At 64.0% G+C, this 23,280-nt stretch carries 20 protein-coding genes; 11 read left to right on the forward strand and 9 right to left on the reverse strand.

Annotated elements, in window-relative coordinates; all coding sequences use genetic code 11:
• Positions 1 to 110: 110 nt before the first annotated feature.
• Positions 111 to 281, reverse strand: coding sequence for a hypothetical protein (locus tag ABIC35_RS19875; RefSeq protein WP_183049511.1), 171 nt, complete (start codon positions 279 to 281; stop codon positions 111 to 113).
• A gap of 106 nt (positions 282 to 387) precedes the next feature.
• Here ABIC35_RS19875 and ABIC35_RS19880 point away from each other — a divergent pair, with 106 nt between their 5' ends.
• Positions 388 to 882 carry a hypothetical protein gene (locus tag ABIC35_RS19880; RefSeq protein ID WP_147425955.1) on the forward strand — a complete coding sequence of 165 codons (495 nt, stop codon included), beginning with the start codon at positions 388 to 390 and terminating at the stop codon, positions 880 to 882.
• 8 nt (positions 883 to 890) lie between these two features.
• Here the strand turns inward: ABIC35_RS19880 and ABIC35_RS19885 are convergent, their stop codons facing one another.
• The gene (locus ABIC35_RS19885) at positions 891 to 1,085 is read right to left on the reverse strand and encodes a hypothetical protein (RefSeq protein ID WP_121079636.1); all 195 of its coding nucleotides are present in this window, start codon (positions 1,083 to 1,085) and stop codon (positions 891 to 893) included.
• Between the two features lie 207 nt (positions 1,086 to 1,292).
• Here ABIC35_RS19885 and ABIC35_RS19890 point away from each other — a divergent pair, with 207 nt between their 5' ends.
• From ABIC35_RS19890 to ABIC35_RS19900, 3 genes are all read left to right on the forward strand, one after another.
• The gene (locus ABIC35_RS19890; RefSeq protein ID WP_121079634.1) at positions 1,293 to 1,556 is read left to right on the forward strand and encodes a hypothetical protein; all 264 of its coding nucleotides are present in this window, start codon (positions 1,293 to 1,295) and stop codon (positions 1,554 to 1,556) included.
• Positions 1,557 to 1,685: 129 nt separating this feature from the next.
• Positions 1,686 to 2,702: an IS30 family transposase gene (locus tag ABIC35_RS19895; RefSeq protein ID WP_121079632.1), complete on the forward strand. Its 1,017-nt coding sequence runs from the start codon at positions 1,686 to 1,688 to the stop codon at positions 2,700 to 2,702.
• A gap of 276 nt (positions 2,703 to 2,978) precedes the next feature.
• The gene (locus tag ABIC35_RS19900; RefSeq protein ID WP_121079630.1) at positions 2,979 to 4,055 is read left to right on the forward strand and encodes a sulfite exporter TauE/SafE family protein; all 1,077 of its coding nucleotides are present in this window, start codon (positions 2,979 to 2,981) and stop codon (positions 4,053 to 4,055) included.
• Positions 4,056 to 4,078: 23 nt separating this feature from the next.
• On the opposite strand, the gene ABIC35_RS19905 is transcribed toward ABIC35_RS19900, so the two are convergent.
• From ABIC35_RS19905 to ABIC35_RS19920, 4 genes are all read right to left on the reverse strand, one after another.
• Positions 4,079 to 7,135: an efflux RND transporter permease subunit gene (locus ABIC35_RS19905; protein WP_121079934.1), complete on the reverse strand. Its 3,057-nt coding sequence runs from the start codon at positions 7,133 to 7,135 to the stop codon at positions 4,079 to 4,081.
• On the reverse strand, positions 7,135 to 8,166 hold the full coding sequence (locus ABIC35_RS19910; RefSeq protein ID WP_354278569.1) for an efflux RND transporter periplasmic adaptor subunit: 1,032 nt from the start codon (positions 8,164 to 8,166) through the stop codon (positions 7,135 to 7,137). The genes ABIC35_RS19905 and ABIC35_RS19910 overlap by 1 nt, the downstream gene beginning before the upstream one ends.
• A complete protein-coding gene (locus ABIC35_RS19915; RefSeq protein WP_354278570.1) occupies positions 8,163 to 9,533 on the reverse strand; it encodes a TolC family protein in 1,371 nt (456 codons plus the stop codon). The genes ABIC35_RS19910 and ABIC35_RS19915 overlap by 4 nt, the downstream gene beginning before the upstream one ends.
• Before the next feature lie 73 nt (positions 9,534 to 9,606).
• A complete protein-coding gene (locus ABIC35_RS19920) occupies positions 9,607 to 9,924 on the reverse strand; it encodes a PepSY domain-containing protein (protein ID WP_354278571.1) in 318 nt (105 codons plus the stop codon).
• A 149-nt stretch (positions 9,925 to 10,073) separates the two neighbouring features.
• Between ABIC35_RS19920 and ABIC35_RS19925 the strand changes: the two genes are divergently transcribed.
• From ABIC35_RS19925 to ABIC35_RS19945, 5 genes are all read left to right on the forward strand, one after another.
• Complete coding sequence (locus tag ABIC35_RS19925) at positions 10,074 to 10,751, forward strand: winged helix-turn-helix domain-containing protein (protein WP_121079932.1); 678 nt, start codon at positions 10,074 to 10,076, stop codon at positions 10,749 to 10,751.
• A complete protein-coding gene (locus tag ABIC35_RS19930; protein ID WP_121079930.1) occupies positions 10,738 to 12,135 on the forward strand; it encodes a sensor histidine kinase in 1,398 nt (465 codons plus the stop codon). Before ABIC35_RS19925 ends, ABIC35_RS19930 begins: the two co-directional genes overlap by 14 nt.
• Before the next feature lie 55 nt (positions 12,136 to 12,190).
• Positions 12,191 to 13,192: a YncE family protein gene (locus ABIC35_RS19935; protein WP_121079973.1), complete on the forward strand. Its 1,002-nt coding sequence runs from the start codon at positions 12,191 to 12,193 to the stop codon at positions 13,190 to 13,192.
• Positions 13,189 to 13,893 (forward strand): phosphatase PAP2 family protein, encoded by a 705-nt coding sequence (locus ABIC35_RS19940; RefSeq protein ID WP_121079928.1) that lies wholly within the window; start codon positions 13,189 to 13,191, stop codon positions 13,891 to 13,893. The genes ABIC35_RS19935 and ABIC35_RS19940 overlap by 4 nt, the downstream gene beginning before the upstream one ends.
• A 189-nt stretch (positions 13,894 to 14,082) precedes the next feature.
• Positions 14,083 to 16,641 (forward strand): TonB-dependent receptor, encoded by a 2,559-nt coding sequence (locus ABIC35_RS19945; protein ID WP_121079926.1) that lies wholly within the window; start codon positions 14,083 to 14,085, stop codon positions 16,639 to 16,641.
• A gap of 378 nt (positions 16,642 to 17,019) precedes the next feature.
• Here ABIC35_RS19945 and ABIC35_RS19950 read toward each other — a convergent pair whose 3' ends face one another.
• From ABIC35_RS19950 to ABIC35_RS19960, 3 genes are read right to left on the reverse strand one after another with little or no spacing between them, the layout of a single operon-like run.
• Positions 17,020 to 17,703, reverse strand: a complete 684-nt coding sequence (locus ABIC35_RS19950) for a Fe2+-dependent dioxygenase (protein ID WP_121079924.1) — start codon at positions 17,701 to 17,703, stop codon at positions 17,020 to 17,022.
• Complete coding sequence (locus tag ABIC35_RS19955; protein WP_121079922.1) at positions 17,697 to 18,395, reverse strand: tetratricopeptide repeat protein; 699 nt, start codon at positions 18,393 to 18,395, stop codon at positions 17,697 to 17,699. Before ABIC35_RS19955 ends, ABIC35_RS19950 begins: the two co-directional genes overlap by 7 nt.
• Positions 18,395 to 20,911, reverse strand: coding sequence for a TonB-dependent receptor (locus ABIC35_RS19960; protein WP_121079920.1), 2,517 nt, complete (start codon positions 20,909 to 20,911; stop codon positions 18,395 to 18,397). The genes ABIC35_RS19955 and ABIC35_RS19960 overlap by 1 nt, the downstream gene beginning before the upstream one ends.
• Before the next feature lie 284 nt (positions 20,912 to 21,195).
• On the opposite strand from ABIC35_RS19960, the gene ABIC35_RS19965 reads away from it, so the two are divergent.
• Both ABIC35_RS19965 and ABIC35_RS19970 read left to right on the forward strand, forming a co-directional pair.
• Positions 21,196 to 21,363, forward strand: a complete 168-nt coding sequence (locus ABIC35_RS19965) for a type IV toxin-antitoxin system AbiEi family antitoxin domain-containing protein (protein WP_121079918.1) — start codon at positions 21,196 to 21,198, stop codon at positions 21,361 to 21,363.
• A gap of 796 nt (positions 21,364 to 22,159) precedes the next feature.
• A complete protein-coding gene (locus ABIC35_RS19970) occupies positions 22,160 to 23,176 on the forward strand; it encodes an IS30 family transposase (protein WP_121079916.1) in 1,017 nt (338 codons plus the stop codon).
• Positions 23,177 to 23,280: the final 104 nt, after the last annotated feature.

Below are 23,280 nucleotides of genomic sequence, written 5' to 3' on the forward strand. Positions count from 1 at the left end.
GAATCTTCAGCTCACCTTGCGAGCGTTCCGCCGCGGCCAGCTCGCCGCCCTTGCAACATGAAGCACAGGATGGCTGCGTCGCCCTGTTTCCCCGGGTACTTCGAGACAGCCTATATGTCGATGCCCCTAACCTCGAGTTCCGCCGCCAGCGCGTCTTGCAAAGGATCGCCAGCTTCAGCCGAGCTGCTGAGGTATTCCTGGCGGAGTTCCTCGTCGGAAAGGCCGGCGATGCGTTCAGGCAGACAGAGCGCAAGGCGCTCAGCATCGTCAACGGGGTTCATGCAGCAATCCTATCCAAGAAGTCGGTAAACTAGCATCTGTTGAGTGTGCGAGCGTTGCAAGCTTCTGCGCAGGCAACAGCAAATAATGCTGGCCTGTGTTCTTATTATGTTCTATACGGCGCGCCTGCAAAGGAGAGTACCCATGGACGTCAACGATGCTCTGCGTGACTTCGATTATGACATCGCGCTCCGCGATGCTTTCGAAGATACGAAGCTAAGCCACTCGCGGCGGATGCTCGCGGGTGCGTCGATCGGAATCGATCTCGCGGCGGCCTATTATTCGGTCGCGCAGCTGCTCGAAGGTATCGCCGATCTGGAGATTGATCACCGCAAGGGGTTGCGGTTCGGCGCCGGCTACCTCGCCATCGAGGATATCCTGAAGGATGGCGGGCCGTTCCAGAAGCGGATCTGGCATCTGGTGTGCGACCTGCATCTTTCGCAGGCGGTGGTAGATCTGAGCTGGCTCAAGGCCATCCTGTATGCGCGCGGCAGCATGGCGAAGGCGGCATCGAAGCACGTTCAGGTGCGGTATTTCACCGATGCCGATACGGTGGAGAGCCCGACGGCCGCGGAGCTGATGAAGGTGGACGCCTTCCGCTGAGTGGTTCCTCAAGCGACGAGCGCGAGGAACCGCTCCTGGCCGATCGGAGGCTCTTCGCTGACGCGGAAGGGCTGCATCGGGTTGCCGGTGGAGACGACGAACTGCTCGGTGCCGCTGGCGGCGCGGAGCTGCACGGCGACAGCGTAGGCGTTTTCCGGTGAAGCGAGCTTGCCGCGGAGCGGCGAGAGATTGTGGCTGCACATACGCGATTTCCGTCAATGGAGTGGAAAGGAAGGCCGTGATAGGCATCGGATCCTGATCCCAGTGGTGCGCGTTTGGATCAGATCTTACGCAAGTGATCTCCTTGGGATGCGGGGCTGCGAACACTGCCGGTTCGTAGCCCCGTTTCCGTTCTGGGCCTTGATCCGTTTAATTGGCATGGCGTGCCTGCTCCCAATAAACCCGCACGAATGCGGGCATGGATCACACCAGTTCTGATTGTCGCGAGCTATCTGCTCCTGCTGTTCGCGCCGCAGCTGCTCAACATGCCGTTTAACCTGATAGGGTTCATGGCACTGATCGTGGTCTGGTTTGCAGTCGCCAACTGGTCGGCTTGTTCGTTCACGCGACCGAGCGTGGCTTGCGCGGTTACCGGCATCAGCATCGTCGGCTTGGCCAGCGCACCGGTGAACGCGACTTTTGTGGGCTGCTACGTGTTCAATCGGTGCCCATAGCGAGACACTAAGTACCTGATTTTACATAACTATTATTATCGTTGCGGACCCGTTCTAACGGCGGATTCCAAATCGAAGTGCGAAAACCTAGGCAGTCTGCGGTGTTCAGCCGCTTGAGGGTTTCGCAGCGTGAGCCATTATCGGCATCTGGATATGGACGAACGGCGACGTCTCTATCAGCTTCGGCAGTCCGGCAGAAGTGTTCATGAGGCCGCCACCGAGCTTGGTCGCCACCTGTCGACCATCTATCGGGAGCTGAAGCGCAATAGGCATCTGGATGACGAGCCGATGTTCCGCGGCTATTTCCCGACGCTTGCGAATGACAAGGCAGCGGCCCGCCGGCGCCGAGGACTCAAGATTTCGCGGAACTTGCCCTTGGCCACCTATGTCGTGGACCGGCTTGAGGCAGCTTGGTCGCCAGAGCAGATCGCCGGCTATCTGCGTCGGCACCGCATCGGATCCGGGAACGTCTGTCACGAGACGATCTACCAGTACGTCTACAGCGAGGAGGGCAAGCGCCAACACCTGTGGAAGCTGCTCCCGATGGCCAGGAAGAAGCGTCGATCACGCTATGGGCGGAAGCCGCGCGCCGCTCGCATCCCCGAGGCGAACACCATTGCCCAGCGTCCGCCGGAGATCGCCGAGCGGAGCAGCTTCGGTCACTGGGAAGGCGATCTGATCGCCTTCCGCGCGGTTTTCGGGAAAGCAAACCTCACCACGCTCGTCGAGCGGCGCAGCCGCTTCACGATCCTGTGCCCCAACCCGAGCAAACACTCGACCGAGGTGATCACCGGCATTGAGCGACGTCTTCGCTCCCTTCCCCCTCCCCTCCGACGCTCCATCACGTTCGATCGCGGCACCGAGTTCGCGAGATACCCAAGGCTCGCCAGCGCGCTGAACATCGTGTCCTACTTCTGCAAGCCGTCAGCTCCCTGGCAGAAGGGCAGCGTCGAGAACACCAATGGTCGCATCCGGCGGTTTCTGCCCTTCGATACCGACATTGCCGCGGTATCTGACCGGCAGCTGCAAGGCATGGTCGATCGGCTGAACAACACGCCTCGGAAGTGCCTTGGCTATCAAACCCCGCAGGAGGTCTTGAGCCAGCAGCTGGACGCTCCCTTGCTATCGGTTCCGGTGGATCCATGACCGGAACGCGACGAAAAGCGGACAGGCGGCTCCCGCCCAAAATACGCCGTTCCGGGAGGTTGCCGACAATGGCAGCTTAGCCCGTAAGCGGCCCTTAGCGACGCTGGGGTTTATGTTGGCCGTCAACCGGCAACCGGCGTTCGCACCGTCCTATCCTGACAACTCTTGCTTTCCTTACAGATCCAGCGAGGCCACCCCGTGATTTGAATAAAGCCCGCAACAAAACATAACATGCACAGCCATGGGCGCCGCGGAGTTGACAGGCTACCAGACGGTATGATCGTAGCGCTCGTTGTCATCAGCGCCTTCCTCGCATTCGTCGTCAGTGCCGTGGCTGGCGGTGGGGCAGGCCTCGTCCTTGTGCCGCTCCTCAGGCTGATCCTTCCAGTGGCATCTATCCCCGGCGCCCTGTCGATCGGTACCGCGGCGAGTTCACTATCTCGCATTTGGTTGTTCTGGAGACGGATCCGCTGGGACGTCGTGCGGCGTTTCGTCCCGACCGCAATCCCTGCAGCAGCTTTGGGCGCGTGGCTGCTGACCCGCTTCGAGCCCGTCTATGTCGAGTTTCTGCTGGGTTGCTTCCTGCTCCTGAACCTCCCCGCGCTGTTTCGCCGGCCGTCCCCGGCGGGAACGGAGCGCCCGCTGTCGCTCGGCCGGCTCCCATTGCTCGGGGCTGCGGCGGGGCTCCTGTCCGGCTTCACCGGTGCCGTCGGCGTGGTGTTCAACCGCGCCTATTATCGCATGGGGCTCGACAAGGAGGAGATCGTCGCGACCCGCGCGACCAACGAAGTGCTGCTGCATATTCTGAAAATTGGGCTCTACACGGCGTTTGGGCTGCTGCCGCGATCCGCGCTGATTGCCGGCGCCCTGGTCGCTGTCGCCGCGGTCGCCGCATCGTTCGCCGCCCGGCATCTTCTCTCGCTGATGCGCGAGAGCATCTTTCGCCGTGCAGGGCTGCTCGCAATGGTCGCATCGGGCATTGCGATGTTCAGCCTGTCCGGCAGCCAGATCATGGCGGTCCATCGCGCCTGGGTTTCGTACGTCGCGCCGGGGGATGAGCACGAGATCCAGCTATATTGGGGCGGTGTCCCCCGCATTTCGCTCGAGCGCGAGGAGCATGGCGGTCTGGTCGTGGAGCGCGCCATCGCGCGCTCGGAATTGCCGGCACCCGTCTCTGCGGTTCTCCCGGGCATCGAAGCCGCGGGTACGATCGTCCTGATCGAAGAGGTGCACGGCGATGGGCATTACTATGAAATCTACTGGCGGCATGACGATATGCTCCACAAGGCGGAGGTGACGCCCGGAGGAACACCGCGCCACCGCGCCTTGTCGCTGCTGGTCCCGGATGGTTGATCGCTGGCGGCGGGCAATCTCGATTATCCCTCTGCGCCGGCAACGTCCCTGCGCGACAAGCCGAAGCGGACGAGTACCGGCATCGCCAGCAGGACGAGCGGATATTGCAGCAGCAGCCCGGAGATGATGGCGATCGCCAGCGGCTGCTGGATACCCGAGCCCTGGCCGATCGCGAGCGCCAGCGGCAGCAGCGTCAGGATCGCGGCCAGCGTCGTCATCGTGATCGGGCGCAGGCGGTTACGACTGGCCTCGCGCGCGGCATCGGCGGGCGGCATCGTCTTCGCCAGTTCCTCGAATTCCGAGACATAGAAGATCGCCATCTCGGTGCCGATGCCGATGATCATCGTCATGCCCATCAGCGCGGTGATGTTGAGGTCGACGCCCGCGACCCACAGCGCGGTGAACACCGCGGTGGTCGAGAGCAGGGAACAGCCGATGATGATCACCGGCAGCCAGATGCGGCGATAGAGGACCAGCAGCAGCGCGAACTCGGCGACCAGCGCCGCCCCGAAGACCTTGACCAGGCCCGCAAAAGCGATCTGCTGTTGCTGGTAGAGCCCACCCAACTCGTAGCGCACGCCGGGCTCGAGCATGCCCGGCGCATCGAGGGCCGCCTTCACGTCGCCCACCGCCGCACCGATGCCGCGCCCCTGGATGCGCCCGGTCACCGCCACCATCGGCTCCAGATTCTCGCGGCTGATCTGGGGTTGCCCTGTAACCGACTGGACGGTCGCGACGCGCGACAAGGAAAACATATGGCCATCCGGCGCCCGGATCGGCAGCTGCGCCAGGCCGGTTTCGCTCATCGTCAGCGCGTCGGGTAGCCGCACACGCACGTCGACCGCCTTGGTCGCCCCCGCGAGCGTCGTGGCCACAGTGCCGCTAAGCGCCGTGTTGAGCTGGTTCTCCACCTCGGCGGGCGTCACCCCCTCGAGGCCGGCGCGCACCGGATCGATATGGACATTGAGCGCGTCCCCGGCGAGCTGCACGCCGTCCTTGATCTCGACCACGCCGTCGATCTTGGCGATGCGGGCAGCGACCTTGCGCGCCTCTCCCTGCAGCACCGACGGATCGGCGGCGTAGAGCTTGACTTCGATCGGCTGGGGCACGGCGGTCAGGTCGCCGATCAGATCCTCGATCAGCTGGGCGACCTCGACCTGCACGCCCGGCACCTTGGCAGTAACCTGATCGGCCACCGCCGCTGCGATCTCTTCCGTAGGCGCCGAATGCGTCGGCTTGAGCCGGACGAAATAGTCGCCGTGATAGCTTTGCCCGAGGTCGCCGCCCAGCCCGGTGCCGAGACGTCGCGAAAAGGTCAGGACGTCCGGGTTGGCGCGCAGCATCGCATCGATCTGGCCGACCTGGCGGCTCGTTTCGTCGAGCGAGGTGCCGGGCGCGGTGTAGTAATCCATGACGAAGCCGCCTTCGTCCACCTTGGGCATGAAGCCGCTGGGGACATTGGCATAGCCGACATAGCCGAGGATCAGCAGCGGCACCGCGACGACGGCGAGCAGCCAGGGACGTGCCGCAAGCGCGCCCAGCGCGCGATCGTGCACGCGCGCGATCCTGCCTTGGCCCGGCTCGCCGGGATCGTGCCAGCGCCGGAAATCGACCAGCCAGCGGACCAGGACCGGTACCACGAAGGCGGTCATCGCCCAGGAAATCGCCAGCGCCGCCGCCATCGTCAACGACAGCGCCTGCGAAAACGCGCCCGTCACTCCGCTGAGGAACGAGAGCGGGATGAACACAATCAGCGTCGCCAGGCTGGAGCCGGTGAGCGGCGCCATGAACTCGCGCGCCGCCGGCAGAACGGCGGCGTCGCCGAGCGGCTGGCCGTCCTCCCCCGGCGCAGCGGCGCGGCGGGCGATATGCTCGACCATCACGATCACGTCGTCGATCAGCAGCCCCACCGCGGCGGCGATCCCGCCCAGGGTCATGATGTTGAAGCTCATGCCCAGGATGCGCAACACCAGCACGGTGGCGGCCAGCGTCGCCGGCACGACGATCACGGCGACCAGCGTCACCCGCCAGCTGCGCAGAAACCACAGCAGCACCAGCGCGGCGAGAACCAGCCCGATCAACACGGCATCGCGCACATTTGCCACCGATTGGGTGACCAGCTCGCTCTGGTCGTACCAGCAGACCAGCTGGACGCCAGGCGGCAGCTTGAGGCCGGCAAGCCGCTGCTGCACGGCCTGGGCGATCTGGACCGCATTCCCGTCGGGCTGTTCGTAGATGTTGAACAGGACCGCCGGCTTGCCGTCCTCGACGATGCGTTGCCACACCGGCACCGCGCCGTCCTGAACGGTGGCGACATCACGCATGCGCACAACCCCTTGCGGGTCGGCGCTGACGACGATCGCGCCGATCTGCGCGGCGCTCGCCATGCTGCGATCGGCGATGACCAGCGACAGGCGCCCGCGATCCTGCACTTGGCCGACGGCACTGAGCACGTTGCCGTTGCGGATCGCCGCGGCGACATCGGCCATCGACAGATTGTGGTCGGCCAGCCGGTGCGGATCGGCAAGAACCTGCACCTCCGCCGTATCGCCACCCTGCACGCCAACGCGCGCGAGCCCGGGGATCGCAGAGAGCAGCGGCGTGATCTGGTATTTGGCAAGATCCTGGAGCGCGACCGGGTTGGCCGAGCTGGAGACGAGCGCATAGGAGATGATCGGGAAGACCGTCGGGTCCATGCGCCGGACGGTATATTGCGTGCCCTGCGGCAGCGCCGGGAGCGCGCGCGCCACTGCGGAGTCGACGAGCAGCGTGCTCGCGATCATGTCGCGGCCCCAGCCGAAATCGATCGAGATCTGCGCGGCGCCCCGACTCGTCGCCGAGCGCACGTCCTGCACGCCGGGGATGGCACGGATCGCCTCCTCGACGGGGCGGGTGACGGTCAGTGCGGTCTGATCGGCCGGACGGCTGCCCGCATCCAGATCGACGACGACGCGGGGGAAGGAAACCTGCGGGAACAGGCCAATCGGCAAGGACCAAGCCGCGACCAGTCCGGCCAGCGCCACGGCGACCGCGATAAGGACGAACGCGCGCGATTGTTCGCGCAGCAGCCGTTCGAGCATCAGTGCGCCCACCGCACGGCATCGCCGTCGCCGACCTGATAGGCGCCGTCGACGATCAGCCGGCGGTGCGGATCCAGCGCTCCGGTGACCACGTCGCCCGTGTCGGACGCCAGCGCGATCGCGACGGGCACCGATTTCGCCTTCGCGCCATCCACCTGAAAGACATGGGCAGGCCCGCCGGCGGTCACCACCGCGCGATGCGGCACCACCCAGCCTTGCACCTGCCCGGTGGCGATGGCCACCTGCATGCCCTCCCCGGCGAGCAGCGTGCCCGCGGGAAAGGCGATGTCCACATCGATCAGGCGCGTCTTGGGGTTAAGCGCGCTGTTCACGCGGATTACCCGCCCCGACAGCGGGGCGCCCCCGGAAAGCCGCGTCAGCGATGCGGATTGGCCAACCGCCAGCCTGCCGCGCTCGGCAGGATCGACGCCGGCGCTGACGACGATGCTGCCCGCCTTGGCGACGGTCAGGATCGCGGCGCCCGGCTGGATGCGATCCCCCTGTGCCGCGGTGACGCTGGTGACCACGCCGTCGAAGGGGGCGGTGAGCGTGTGGGATGCACTCCCCGCGCCCTCGCTGCGCAAGGCGGCAAGCGCGGTCTCGGCGTCCGAAACCGCCTTCTCCGCCTGCACCAACTGGTCGCGGGTCGCGAGCTGCTGCGACAGCAGCTGTGCGGTGGTCGCCCGCTGCTTGCTGGCCGCGGCGACCGCGTCGACCGCTTGAAGGTAGCTGCTGCGCGCGGACGGCGCGGTGGCGAACACCGCCAGCGCCTGGCCTTGGCGCACTGCCGCGCCCGCGGCGACGAGCAGCCGCGTGACTTGGCCCGGCTGTGCCTCGCTGAAGGTCTGGGTGCCGGTCACCGCCGGCGCGACCGCGCCATAGGCGGTAACGGTCTGGGGCAATGCGCCCTGGCGGGGCAGTATGGTGGAAACCAGCACGCTCGGCGTCGCCGTGGAGGATGCCTCGGGCGCCGCGCCCGTGCTGCAGCCGGCCAGCATCGACGCGGCCGCAAGGCAGAGCAACCGCCTCATCGCGGCATCGCGTCCGCATCGGCCGCCGGCAGGGTGACGGCGGGGAGGCCGTCGCCGACCAGCGTCTGGATGGCGATCTGTCGATCGAGCAGCGCCAACTCGAGCGTCATGATGTCCTGTTCCTTGATGAAGCGGTTCGAGACGAGGTCGACATAGCCGCGTTCGTCGAGATTGGACGCGCCGAAGGCCGCCTCCGCACGGGTCGCGGCGCGCTGTGCCGCCGGAAGATCCGCCCGCGCGGCGGCGAGCTGCGCCGACAGCTGCTCCATCTCGCGCAGCATGGCTTCCACGGTGCCGACGGCGGCAGCGAGACGGGTGCCATATTCTTCATGGAGCTGCAGCCGGGTGGCGCGTGCGATCGCGACATTGCCCTGGTTGCGGTCGAAAATCGGGAGGCCCACGGCCAGATTGGGTCCGCCATTGACGACCCTGGAATTGTCGCTGTTGACGCTGGTGCCGAGCACCAGATCGGGGAATTGGGAGAGGATCGCCTGGCGCAGCTGTTCGTCGGCTGCGGCATAGCCCATCTGCAGGGCGATCAGGTCCGGGCGTCGCTTTGGCAGGCTGGCCAGCCCTGCCCGGATCGCAGCCGGATCGAAGGGCGGCAGGTCCGCCCGTGTTGCGAGCGGGACTACGACATCGGGTGCAAGGCCCAGCAGCGCGTCGAGCTGGTGCGTCAGCGCCAGCTGGCGCTGGTCGAGCGCGTTCAGCGCGCTGCGGGCGGCCTGCAGCGCCACCCGATCGGGGGCGACCGTCACCAGTGTCACGTTGCCGGCGGCGAGCGCCTGCTCGAGCTTCGCGTTCCGCGCCGCCAGCAGCCGATACGCCCCGACATAGCTCGCTCGGCTGTTGGCGTTGACGATCAGATCGGTTGCGATCTGGCGCGCTTGTCCGGCAACCTGCCATTCCTGCCAGACGATATCGGCGGCGACCTGGGCTTCGCTGTCGGTAGCGGCGCGACGGCGTGACCGATAGGTGACGAGCGCCCGCACATCCTGCGCAAGCCCTATGTTCCAGGCGGGCACCGATCCCACCCCGGACAGCAGCGGCAGGAAAGCGCCGGTGAGCTGGGGATTGGGCAAGATGCCGGCCTGTCGGGTTTGCCCCGCGGCCACTGCCCGCCTGCGTCGCGCCGCCTTCAGGTCAGGATTGTTCGCCAGTGCAAGGTCGACGACCCGTGCAACGGAAAGAGGTTCGGGGGGGAGGCCCGCATCGCGCCGCTGCAGCGCGTGCAGGTCGGCGGCCAAGGGAGGCGCGGCCGCCAGCGGAAGCGGCGTGTAATGGCTACATCCGGCGACGAAATCGACCGCCAACGCCGCAGCGATGCGGATGGCCCGGCTCCGTAGAAATGGTGATCTGTCGCTCATGAATTCCGACTGGCGCAAGGAAACCGTCCTCCAGAACAAGCAGGCGCCACTTGTTCGATCGTGCAAGATCCGGTCAGTCCGGGTGGGGGCCTTCCGCTCGATTCTCGAGTATCTTGCCCGTTTTTGCGTCGATGCCAACCTCATAGGTCTTGCTGTGCCGCCGCACGTCGAATGAATAGCGAAGGCCGCTGCCGCCTTTTTCCTTTTCCAGCTCCTGATCCGTGATCGTCCCGGGGCGCGCCTTGAGCGCCGCTGCGCGTGCCTTGGCGAGCGGGATGCGCGCGAGCGGCAGGTATTTGGCTCCGTGCAGCTTGCCGGCGCCGCCGGCGATTGCGGGCGTGATCACCGCCAGGGCGGTCATCATGGCGAGGCTGGCAAGACTGCGCTTCATCGGTGCATGCTCCTGAAAGTGCGGGACTGCCCCTCCTAGACCAGCCGCCCTGCGCCGGAGATGACCTGAAGATTGATTATTCCCAACTTGCGCGCGAGGTCCGCCCTGCGGCTAGTGACCCGCGGTGCAACCGGGAGTAGTCTTGCGCCGTGAAACTGCTGCTGCTCGAAGATGACGAAGCGACGCGGGCCCATCTGGAGCGCGCGTTGGGCGAAGCTGGGTTCGTGGTCGATGTATGCGACAATGGCCGCGATGCGATCTTTCTGGGATCGAGTAACGAGCACGCGGTGCTGATCCTCGACCGGATGGTGCCCGGGGTGGACGGCCTGGCGGTCCTGAAAGCCCTGCGCGCAGCGGGAATACGCGCACCCGCGCTCTTCCTGACCGCCATGGACGGCGTGCATGACCGGGTGGAAGGGCTGAACGCCGGTGCCGACGACTATCTGATCAAGCCCTTCGCAACCATCGAGTTCATCGCCCGGGTGCATGCGCTCTCGCGCAGGCAGCCGGAGACCAGCACCGTAACTGTGCTGCGCGTTGCCGATCTTGAACTGGACCTCCTCAAACGCAGCGTGCGGCGCGGTGGCCGGCCCATTCAGCTACAGGCCCAGGAGTTCAAGCTTCTCGAATATCTGATGCGGCACGCGGGCGAAATCGTGACGCGCTCGATGCTGTTGGAGAATGTCTGGCACTTCCATTTCGAACCTCAGACCAACATTATCGAGAGCCACATGAGCCGCCTTCGCGCGAAGGTGGATCGCGGCTTCGACCAGGAACTCATCCGCACGATCCGCGGCTCCGGCTATCGAATCGATGCCCCTGCTTAACGGCTTCCGGAGCGGCGCCTTCCGCTTCGCCTTCCTGCTGGCGATAATGTTTGCGGTCAGCGCGGCGCTGCTTCTCTTCGTCGTCGAGCGCTCCATTTCGCAGTATGCGACGGTCGCCACGGACGGTGGCCTGAAGAGCGAAGCCGCGATTCTGCAAGCCGAGGATCGCGAGGGCGGGCGGGCCGGCCTGCTCCGCGCGATCGCGCTGCACCGTCGCGCGGGCGGCGAGGAAGCCTATCGCTATCAGGTGATCGACATCGGCGGAAAGCTGCTGGTCGACGACCTCGGTACGCGATCGACCGGTCTCGGCTGGGGGCATGTCACGTTGCGCGACGACCCGCAGGAGCCAAGTGCGCATCTGGAAACTCTCAAGACCTTGGGCGTCGCACTGCCGCAAGGCGGAACGCTCGTCGTCGCCACCGACACCTATGACATCGAAGAGCTGCGCGCCAGCCTCGATCAATTCACGATCGCTGCGGGCCTGACGATCACGCTCTTCGCGCTGATCGGCGGCTATCTGATCGGCGGGCTCTTCATGCGGCGGCTGGATCGCGTCAACGCTGCGATCGCCCGCGTGATGGCCGGCGACGTTGCGGAACGTCTTCCGCGGATCGGTATCAGCCGCGAATTCGACGCGCTGTCGATCAACCTGAACGCGATGCTCGATCGGATCGGCACATTGATCAACGGCCTGCGCCAGGTCACCACCGACATCGCACATGATCTTCGGACCCCGTTGACCCGGCTGCGGCAACAGCTCGAGGCTGCACTCGAAGCGGGTAGTCCGGCGCATTACGAAACGAGCATCGAACATGCGATCACGCAGACCGACGAGATTCTGGGCATTTTCAGGGCGCTGCTGCGGATCGGCACGCTCGAAGGGGGCGATGGTCGCCAATATTTTGCGTCGGTCGACCTTAGCGAACTACTGAACCAGATCGTCGCAGCGCTTCAGCCCGTTGCCGAAGACGAAGGCAAGCTGCTCATCGCGCAGCATGCACCGGATCTGCTGGTGGAGGGCGACCAAGGCCTGCTGGCGCAGATGATGACCAATCTGATCGACAATGCGATCCGGCACACACCCGCCGGCAGCCGCATCCGCAGCGAGATTGGACTGATCGAAGGCAGCGTTGTGGTGACGATCGGAGACGACGGGCCCGGTATCCCAGCAGAGGAGCGGGCCAATGTTCTGACGCGCTTCTATCGACTGGATCGCAGCCGCAACTTGCCGGGCTCCGGCCTGGGGATGTCGATGGCTGCCGCGATTGCCTCGCTACATCACGTGCGCCTGGAACTGCTCGACAACGCGCCTGGGCTGCTCGTCCGCTTGACCTTTCCCGCGCTGGCCATCGGTTCGCCGCCCGAACAGGTTGGCAATCGGTAACGTGACCTGGGGCAGCCACGGCGCCAAAAGGGATGAACACATCCTGGAGACCGCCATGCGCCGCTCACGCCTCCTCCTGCTGCTCGCTGCTGCTTTGCCGCTGACCGTCGCCACCACCTCCGCGCCTACATACACGGTTGCCCAATCCATCGCTGGCCCGGATGGGCCCTGGGACTATGCGCGCGCCGATGCGGACGGCGCGCATCTCTATGTCGCGCGGGGCACCAGCGTCACGGTCGTTGATCTGGCCACCGGCGCCGTTTCCTCGCTCGGCGCGGTGCAGCGCGGGCACGCCGCGGTTCCGCTGCCCGGCGGCAAACTGCTGGTGACGAGCGGGACCGACGGCACGGTGCGGCTGATCGACCTCGCTTCGGGTAGCGAAACCGCGCGCATTCCGGTCGGCAAGAAGCCGGATGCCGCGATCCTGAATGCCGACAAGACGCGCGCCTTCATCATGAACGCCGAAAGCGGCACCGTGTCGGTGATCGATCTGGCGTCGGCGAACGTGACCAAGACCATCCCGGTGAAGCCTGGGCTAGAATATGCGGCCTTGGGAGCCGACGGAACGCTGTTCGTGAACAACGAGGATGCCAACGAAGTAGACGTCGTGGATGTCGCCCATGGTTCGACCGGCAAGCCGATTGCCCTTCCCGGCTGCAGCGGCCCGACTGGCCTCGCCTATGACAAGGGGCATGATCGCCTGATCGCCGCGTGCGCCAACGGCAAGGCCGCGATCGTCGACGTGCACAAGCGGCAGCTTGCGGGCTTGGTTGCCATTGGAGCCGGTCCGGATGCCGTCCTTCTGGACGACGCGCGCGGCTTGGCCTTCATCCCCTGCGGGAAGGACGGCGTTCTCGATATCCTGTCCCTGGCCGGACCAAAGGTCACGCATGTCGGAACGGTAAAGACGGCGGTCGGAGCACGAACCGGCGCCCTCGATCCCAAGACCGGAACGATCTATCTGCCGACTGCAGATTTCGGTGGACCCGCGGCGCCTGGAGCTCGTCCTGCGATGGTCCCCGGATCGTTCCGCATCCTCGTCGTCAAGCGGACGTGATCGACAAGCTGCGCGCCTTCGCAAGCAGGCGACCCGAAGTGGTCGTCCTGCTGGCGTTTGCGATTACGGGACTGACGCTTCTTGCCGTTCTGTATATAGGCGCCGAGATATTGGAGGGAGACACGCTCGCCTTCGACCGGGCGTTACTCCTACACCTGCGCCGAGCGACTGATGGCGACGCGCCGTGGAAGACCGGTTTGCTGACCTTGATGCAGAGCATCACGGCGCTGGGCAGCAACGACATTCTGACAATCGTCGTCGCCATGATCTTCGGCTTTCTTCTGCTTGCTCGCGAACGAAACCTCGCTCTATTGCTCCTCGCGGCAACGGGTAGCGGCGGCGGGGTCGCGACTATCCTGAAACATCTGTTCAATAGACCGCGTCCCGACGTCGTCCCGCACCTGACCAGCTTCGGATCGGCGAGCTTGCCAAGCGGCCACGCTATGGACTCGGCGGTGGTGTATCTGACGTTGGCTGGCCTGTTGATGCGTGTGGTGCCAACGGCCCGGCTGCGCATCTACACGATCGCCTGTGCGGTAGCGCTGACCGCGGCGATCGGCGTCTCGCGGGTATATCTCGGTGTCCATTGGCCCACCGATGTCGCCATGGGGTGGATCACCGGCGCAGTCTGGGCGCTGCTCTGGTGGGCAATCGCCTGGTGGCTCCTCAACCGGCCGGCAGCAGCCACGGATCAGCGATAGCCTCGCCTTGAGGGAGTTGCTCGCCCGTTACGCGGTCCTCGTTGGTCCAAGATTGATTCTTCCCAACCTACGCAAAACAAGTCTGAAAGTCCCATTGTTGTAACATTCGGCGCTCACCCAGTCCCTGTTCGCAGCACCGCCCAACCGCTTCGAAAAGGCCGGTGCGAGAACATATTGGGGATTGCCAACATGAAGAATCGGACGTTGTCGCTTCTGTCGACGGCGATGATCTCGCTCGCTCATTTGCCTGCTCACGCGCAGACGACGCCGGGCTCGCAGCCGCAGGCGGACAGTCGCGACATTGTCGTTACTGGCAAGCGCGCCGCGGAGACTGCGCGCGCCGAGGAACGCGCAGCACCGAATCTGATCAACGTTCAGGCGGCGGAAGACATCGTCAAATATCCCGATTTCAACGCTGCGGAGGCGCTCGGCCGCGTTCCGGGCGTCAGCCTTGCGATCGACACCGGCGAGGGCCGGTTCGTGAACATTCGCGGGATCGACGGCAATCTGAACGGCACCACCTTCGGCGGTGTCACCTTGCTCAACACCCAGCCGGGCGGCACCTATTTCGGCGGTGGCGGCCGTGCGGTCGAGCTTGATACCGTGCCGATCGGCGCGGTGGATCGGCTCGTCGTCCGCAAGACGGGGTTGCCGGACCAGGAGGCCGAAGGCCTGGGCGGTTCGGTCGAACTGACCCCGCGTACTGCCGTAGGACTGACAAAGTCGTTCTTCGAAGGAACGATCGGAGGCGGCTATCAGAATGCGCACAAAAGCGCGGACGTCTTCGTCGGCGAGGCAGCGGTGGGCACGGCCTTCGGCCCCGAGCGGCGGTTCGCGATCGTCCTGACCGGATCTTTCCACACCGACAAGCGCGGCTTCGACGATGTCGAGCCCGGCCTGCTCGATGCCGTGCAGCCGGGTACGCCGGGAGACCGGGTGCTCGATACGCTGGATCTGCGTCGCTATACCTATAACCGACGGCGGTTCGGCTTCGGTGGGGAAATGGACTGGAACCCCGATGCCCAGAGCCGTTACTATGTGCGCGTCAATAATGCCGGCTACACCGAGTCGGTGCATCGCTCGATCCTGCAATATCGTGGGCTCGGCGACACGACCACAACCAGCCGCAGCACCATCACGGCGACAGGCGTTGATGCGCGGGTAACGCTGCGGGACGAGCAGGAAACCCATCTGAACTTCATTGCTGCGGCGGGCGGCCGCAACGACCTTGGGCCGGTAATCGTCGATTACCAGCTTTCCTATACGGCCTCGACCTACCACCGCGACTATGACCGCAACTCGACCTTCAAGCGATCGGGCCAACCCAGCTTCACCGTGGCCTATGACAACACGTCACTGGTCTATCCGACGCTGACGCCGAGGGGCTTCAACCCGAGCGACCCGACCCAGTTCACCTTGGCCAGCGCCACCAATGCCAGCGAGCGGGCGCACGACCGCGAATATGCCGGCCTGCTCAACCTCACTGTGCCGACCACGCTGCTTGGGGGGGATGGCAAGTTCCAGGTCGGCGGCAAGCTGCGCTTCCGCGACAAGATCGACCAGCCCGACAATCGCAGCTATGTGGGCGTACCGGCCACGTCCCTGAACGCCGTTCTCGGTGGCGGTCCATACACGAACTATTACGGCGGCACCTACAATATCGGCTATGCGCCCAGCATCCTTCGGGTCCGTGCAGTGCTGGCGCCGCTCACCCAGGTGACGAGCGCTGCCAATGCGGAGCGCAATGCGCAGGGCTTCTTCGACGACACCGAGAATGTCTATGCCGGCTACGCGCAATATTCCGGCACCTTCGGCAAGCTCGGGGTTCTTGCCGGGGTTCGTGTCGAAGATACCGAAGGCACCTATCGCGGCACGTCGATCACCGACGGCAGCACGTTCAACCCGTCGAGCAGGGCGTCGCGGTACACCAATGTGTTTCCGACGGTACAGCTGCGCTACGACCTCGCGCCGCACGTGGTCGCGCGCGCAACCTACTCCACCGGCATCGGCCGGCCCGGCTTCCTTCAACTGCTGTCGGGCGCGGTGATCGACACCGGGAACCTCGCCGTATCAGTCGGCAATCCGAAGTTGAAGCCAACCACCGTCAACGCGTTCGATGCGCAGCTCGAATATTATCTTGCGGACTTGGGTATCCTGTCGATTGGTGGTTTCGACAAGGAGTTCAACAACTATATCATCAATAATCTGCAACAGAACACGACCTATGTCGACGCGGGCGGCACATCCTATGCCGGGTATGACGTCACCAGCTACAGCAACGTCAAGAACTCGCATGCGCGTGGGATTGAAGCGCAGTATAGCCAGAAGTTCAGCTTCCTCCCGGCACCATTCGATGGTTTCGGCATCCTTGGCAACATCACCTATGTCTGGTCCAAGTTTGCAATCCGACCCGGCGAGACGAGCCGCCTTCCAGGCACCTCGCCACTTACTTACAACGTCGCGGCCTTTTACGAGGCGCACGGCCTACAATTGCGGCTGTCCCTCAGCCATGTCGATGCGGCGATCTTTGGCGTCGGCGGCGGCCCCGACTTCGACACGTTCGAAGATCAGCGCACCCAGCTCGACCTGACTACCTCGTATCAGATCGCAAGAAGTGTGGGCGTGTATTTTAACGCGCGAAACCTCAACAATTCCCCGCTCCGCTACTATGAGGGATTCTCGAATCGCACCGTTCAGCGCGAATTCTATAGACAAAGCTTTGAGGCTGGTGTGCGGCTTCGGTATTGAATGCAGCCCCCTTAATGGCCCGCCTTAGGCTGGTGTAACCGACCGTTGTAGGCACGACGCGTACTCGGCTCAGTCTGCAGCCCAATTGCTCTTCCGAGTGCACGGTTGCGAACGATTAGATGTCGGCTCTGGGCGAGAGCGGAACTTCGCCGTGAAATCTGCCAACGGCAGCAGTCCTGGTTTGCGTCCCTGGCGGGGCGGATCTAAAAGCCAGTCGTTCGCGTCCGCTTTTGGGGTGATCAAATCGCCATGTTGAATGTCTGAGCTTCGGCGCGCAATTGCCCGCCAGCTTGTAGTTCGAAGCCTTGCGGGGCTCTGGCTTAGACCGTGCTGCCTAAAGGCGCAGTAGTCGCAGAAGCCGACACTCAATCGCGAGCTCTAAGCGTCGGCCCAGCGGCGCAGCAGATTGTGGTAGACGCCGGTCAGCGCCACCACCTCGCCATGGCCCTGCCCCACCTCCACGGCGAGCGCCTGGATCGAGCGATCGAGATCGAACAGCACGCGCCGCTCGCCGTCGTCCTGCACCATCGACTGGAGCCAGAAGAAACTGGAGGTCCTAGCACCCCGCGTCACTGGGTCCACCCGGTGCAGGCTCGACGATGGATACAGGATCGCATGCCCCGCCGGCAGCTTGACGCTCTGCTCTCCGAACAGCCCCTCGATCCGCAGCTCGCCGCCGTCATAGGCTTCGGGCGGCTCGAGGAATACGGTCATCGACAGGTCAGAGCGGATGCGGAAGTCGCTGCCGCGCTGGATGCGGATGGCATTGTCCACATGCGTCCCGAACGCCTGCCCACCGGCGTAACGGTTGAACAGCGGCGGAAACACCTTGAGCGGCAATGCGGCGGCGACGAACAGCGGCGACCGCGCCAGTGCGTCGAGAATGATCGCGCCGGCCTGGCGGTGCGCTTCGCTGCCTTCCGGCAACTGCTCGTTGCGCTTGGCGAGCGCCGATTGCGCGCCCGAGGTGACGTTGCCGTCGACCCATTCCGCCGCATCGATGATGGCGCGGATTTGCGCGACCTCTTGGAGGCTGAGCAGGTCGGGAATGGAAATCAGCAAAGATGGGTCTCCAGCTCGGGCCAGGGCGAGCGGCGCAGCCACTCGCGGGCCTTTTCGACAAAGGCCGGGGTCGCGGTTTCGCGGCAGCGTGTCAGCCAGTGGGCCGCCATGTCCAGCAGCCCCTCGCCCGCCAGCATGCGGGCATGGTTGAACGCGCCGCGAAAGTCGCCGCCCTCGGCCGCGCGGGCATAGCAGGAAGCTGCCTTGACCATGTCCTGCGGCACCACCCAGCCATCCTCGTGGAAGCTGCCGACATAGTTGATCGCCTTGACATTGCCCGTCGCCGCGGCCTTTTCGAACCAGCCGAGTGCTGCGGCCTTGTCTTCGGTCAAGCCTTCGCCGAGCGCCAGCGCGGTTGCGTAATTGTACATGCCCCAGTCGAGCCCGCGCTCGGCGGCGACGCGGAAGCATTCGGCGGCGCGGACCTTGTCGATGGCCGTGCCCCAGCCGAGATCGTAGCAGCGCCCCAGCATGTTGAGCGCCATCAGATGGCCCGCGCGGGCGGCGCGGCCGAACCATTCGAACGCTTCGGTCTTGCGGCCCTGGTCGAGCAGCATCTGGCCCCACACCGTCTGCGCTTCCGCCACGCCGGCCTCCGCCCCTTCCCGAATCAGCGCCGCCCGCGCCTCCGGCGAACCGGAGAGGCGGGCGGTGATATCGTCGGCGGTCAGTGCGTCGAGCGCGACCCGCATCAGAACTTCACGTTGAGCGTCGCGAAGGCCGAACGGCCCGGCGCGATCGTCGCGTAATGCGAGGTATAGGCCTGGGTATAATAGGTCTTGTCGGTGAGGTTCTGGATGTTGGCGCTGATCCGGATCTTGTCGGTCAGCTGGTAGCCCGCCTGCGCATCGAAGCGCCAATAGGAGGGCACGGTGCGCACCAGCAGCTTCGTGGCCGGGTTCACCGTCACCAAGCCCGATGCATCCTGGGTGGCGCTGCGATTGTCCTGATAGCCGCCGAACACCCGGCTCATATAATAGGCGCCGCCGCCGAAGCTGAAGCGGTGCGTCGGCTTGAAGTTGGCCGACAGGGTGAAGCTGTCCTCCGGCGTCTGCGTCGCCTGGCGGCCGGTGTTGACCGAGGGCACAGGCACGGGCTTCGCGGCCTGGATGGTGGTCGTGACCCCGTTCACGGTCTGCGTGATCGCCGCGGCCGTGAGAATGGTCGAGCCGCCATCGAGGATCTTTGCATCGAGATGGGTGTAGCCACCGAACACGCTCAGCCACTTGGTGACGTTGCCGTTGAAGGTCAGCTCCACGCCGCGGATCCGGCGCTTGCCCACGAACTCCACCGTGTTGTCCGGGCCGGTCACGCGGGCATTGTCCGTGTCGGTCTGGAACAGTGCCGCGCCCAGCGCGAGCTGCTCCTGGAACAGGCTGGCCTTGGCGCCGACCTCGTACGACTTGGTCTTTTCCACCTTCAGGCTGTCGAGCAGCGCCAGCGCGGTCGTGGTGTTGGTGGTGCCGAGCGCATTGCCTTCCTGGCCCTCACCGATCAAGCTGTTCGGCGGCGTGGCGGCGGTGGCGTAGCTGGCATAAAGGCTGGTGTTGGACGTCGGCTTGAACACCAGGCCCGCCTGCCAGTTGAACAGGTTGTTGGTCTTGCTGAGGCTGAAGGTGCTGGTCGCGGTCGCCGTCTGGCCCGGCGTGACGGTCGACTTGAAGCGATCATAGCGGGCGCCGAGGTTGAGGATCAACTGCGGCAGCAGCGTGATCGAGTCGAAACCATAGACCGCAACGGTGCTGGCGTCGTTCTGCGTCTCGGTGATCGGCGCGCCCTTGGTGATTGCGGCCGGCGTCGGCGAGGTGTCGCTGGCGTAGTTCACCCACGGATCGTTGGGATTCGGGTTGAACAGGCTGGTGCAGTTGTAGCGCGCGATCGTGCTCGTGTTGCACCGCGGGCTGGCCGTCGAGCCGGTCGCCAGCACATAGGTGCCGCGCCGCGCCTTCTCCCAGCTCACTTCCACGCCCGTCGAGAAGCTGTGCTCGATGCTGCCGGTCTTAAACGTGCCGTACAGGTCGGTCTGGTTGGTCAGCGTCTCGGTATAGCCATAGCGGGTGTTGGCCCGGCGCCACACATAGCCGCCCTGGATCTGGTCGCCGCGCGCTGCCGCGGCGCCGGTCGCCGCCGTGGCGCTGGTGCCGTAGACATTCCCCTGGCTGTCGTCCGGCTGCGTGTAGATATAGGACTGGTTGGTATAGCCGTAGCGTGCCGTATTGCGCAGCGTGATGCCGCCGAAATCATGCTCGGCACGCAGCGTCGCCTGCTGGACCTGCGTGTCGCGGAAGTCGCGATTGGCGAGGCCGTAGAAGGTGGAGCGATCGATATGCCCCTTGGTGCCGCCGATGGTGGTGAAGTCGCCCATCGCGGGCGGGCTGTAGATCGTGCCCGTGCCCGGCGCGTTGGCTAGCGTGTAGCTGTAGGGAATGCCGCTGTCGGGCAGTTCGTGCGTCTCGTAGTAATAATAGGCCGCGGTCAGGCGCGTATTCGTGCCCATGCCCAGCGTGATCGATGGCGCGATGCCCCAGCGGCGGTTCCAGATCGCGTCGCGGCCGGCGACATCCTGATCATGGAACATCCCGGCGATGCGGACCCCGATCTTGTCCGTGACCTTCTCGTTCACGTCGAGGGTGAAGCGCCGAAAATCGGCCGTGCCGACACTGGCCGAGGCGGAGACAAAATTGCCAGACACCGGCAGCTTTGAGATGATGTTGATCGAGCCGCCAGCGCTTCCGCGGCCGCCCAAAGTCGAATCCGAGCCGCGGACGATCTGGACGCGATCGGTGGCGAACACCTCGCGGGTCTGCGCGCCGATGTCGCGCACGCCGTCGACGAAGGTCGAGCCCTGGCTATCGAATCCGCGGATGAAGGGACGATCCCCGATCGGGTTACCGCCCTCGGCCGCGCCGAACGTAATTCCCGGCACGGTGCGCAACGCCTCAGCCAACGTAGTGGAGCCAGTCTGGTCGATGATCTCCGCCGAGAGAACCACCACCGAGCGCGGAGTGTTCACGACTGGCGCAACAGCCTTGGGGTTGGCTTGTTCTCGCACGCTTTGGCCGGTGACTACGATCCGGTCCTGGTCATCAGCATCTGAGCTTTTTGTGTCCGACCTAGCCTGCGCTGGCGCAGTGGCGACAAAGCCCACACATGCAATGGCGAGGAAGGAAGGAACGCGCCCCCCATGAACTGAATGGGACTTGAACAACTATAACCCCTTTTAACGTTTTGCCACCGTATCGGTCTCTCCCTCAGCAGAGTCAATGCTAATGCGAGCTTTTTGCAGTAACCCGACCCGCCCCTCACGGCGATTGGCTATGCGGTCGCCGACGCAGGCCGTCCGGCGGATCTGGGCGCCGCGTGTTCCACGCCAAACGCCGTCAGCCCCGAATTGGCACGCCTATTAAACCTTAGGGACACATTTTAAAGGATGGATAAGCCCACGGCCGCCTTTAATATCGCCGGAAAGCTCGATTATACGGAGCCGATTCCGTGACATCTTTTGAGATTATCCATGCACTCAAAGATCGCGGTGTAGTCTCTAGCTGCTATCTGCAGAGCATGGGCATTTCACGTCAACATATAAGTCAACTCAGAAAAAGAGGAATATTGAAACGGGTACGGCATGGATATTATAAGATTTCGTCTTTTCTGTGCTGACCATGCATTTTTGCCTTGCCTAATCAATAGAAAATAATCGACCTTACATGTTAGGTAAACCAGATTCCGAAGTATTACCTGCAGTCAACAATGCACATTTACAATTCTAACTAAAACTTCATCTAAATTATTTTTTAGATAAGGCATGAAGTGCCGCTCATATTTTTTGGCTTTGAGCTCAATATTCTCTGTTTGGAGATGCTTCCGGCGTCGGTGTGCTCTAATTCATCGATTTATTCGCGTGCGCCCAACTGATTCCAACGCCCTCACCAGCCGGAGGCAGTCCATTTACGTCCTTGCTCGGAAGGTTGATCGACTTTCTGAACCGCTGGACTCGGGCGCGCAGCCGCCGCGTGTCCTAAGGGTGGCCTATTATGCGCGTCCACCTACCCGGTTAGTTTACTTACCCGGTTATCGGACGCCCATGATCGACGGACCAAGCCTGCCTCGATCCGACTTCGCGCCCACGGAGCAGTGTGCCTTCTTTTAGAAAGCTCCTTAAGGCCCAGGCGACTAAGCTGGTTAGAAGGAGAAGCGTGTGCCGATCCGCAGAGTCCTGGGCTCCACGACGCGGCTCATGCGTCCCTCGACAGTGCCCTCACAATCGACAGCCGCGACAAGGACATTGCCAATTTCTACGAGTCCTACATCCCCTCTGTGGATCGCGACGGCACGGTCGAGGGGCGACTGAGCCGGGTCGTGGAACCGCGGACGCTTCGGATCGGTGGCGCATTCCAAATCGAAGTGCGAAAACCTAGGCAATCTGCGGTGTCCAGCCGCTTGAGGGTTTCGCAGCATGCGCCATTATCGGCATCTGGATCTGGACGAACGGCGACGTCTCTATCAGCTTCGGCAATCCGGCAGAAGTGTTCGTGAGGCTGCCATCGAGCTCGGTTGCCACGAGTCGACCATCTATCGGGAGCTGAAGCGCAACCGGCATCTGGACGACGAGCCGATGTTCCGCGGCTACTTCCCGACGCTTGCGAATGACAAGGCAGCGGCTCGCCGTCGCCGAGGGCTCAAGATTTCGCGGAACTTGCCCTTGGCGGCCTATATCCTGGACCGCCTGCAGGCAGCTTGGTCTCCAGAACAGATCGCCGGCTATCTGCGTCGGCACCGCATCGGATCCGGGAACGTCTGTCACGAGACGATCTACCAGTACGTCTACAGCGAGGAGGGCAAGCGCCAACACCTGTGGAAGCTGCTCCCGATGGCCAGGAAGAAGCGACGATCGCGCTATGGGCGGAAGCCGCGCGCCGCCCGCATCCCCGAGGCGAACACCATCGCCCAGCGTCCGCCGGAGATCGCCGAGCGGAACAGTTTCGGTCACTGGGAAGGCGATCTGATCGCCTTCCGCGCGGTTCACGGAAAAGCAAACCTCACCACGCTCGTCGAGCGGCGCAGCCGCTTCACGATCCTGTGCCCCAACCCGAGCAAGCACTCGACCGAGGTGATCACCGGCATCGAGCGACGTCTTCGCTCCCTTCCCCCTCCCCTCCGGCGCTCCATCACGTTCGATCGCGGCACCGAGTTCGCGCGATATCCCACGCTCGAGAGCGCGCTGAACATCGTGTCCTATTTCTGCAAGCCGTCAGCACCCTGGCAAAAGGGCAGCGTCGAGAACACCAACGGTCGCATCCGGCGATTCCTACCCTTCGACACCGACATCGCCGCGATATCTGACCGCCAGCTTCAAGGCATGGTCGATCGGCTGAACAACACGCCTCGCAAGTGTCTCGGCTATCAAACCCCGCAGGAGGTCTTGAGCCAGCAGCTGGAACCTCCGACGCTACCGGCTTCGGTGGATCTATGACCGGGAGGGGATTGTAAGCAGAGAGGCTGCTTCCATCCCAATATCAGCTACAGGCACTTCGCATCAAGATATAAACATATCTTTATATCAGCATTGACAATGAC

This window comes from Sphingomonas trueperi (assembly GCF_040545965.1).
Classification (GTDB): domain Bacteria; phylum Pseudomonadota; class Alphaproteobacteria; order Sphingomonadales; family Sphingomonadaceae; genus Sphingomonas; species Sphingomonas trueperi_C.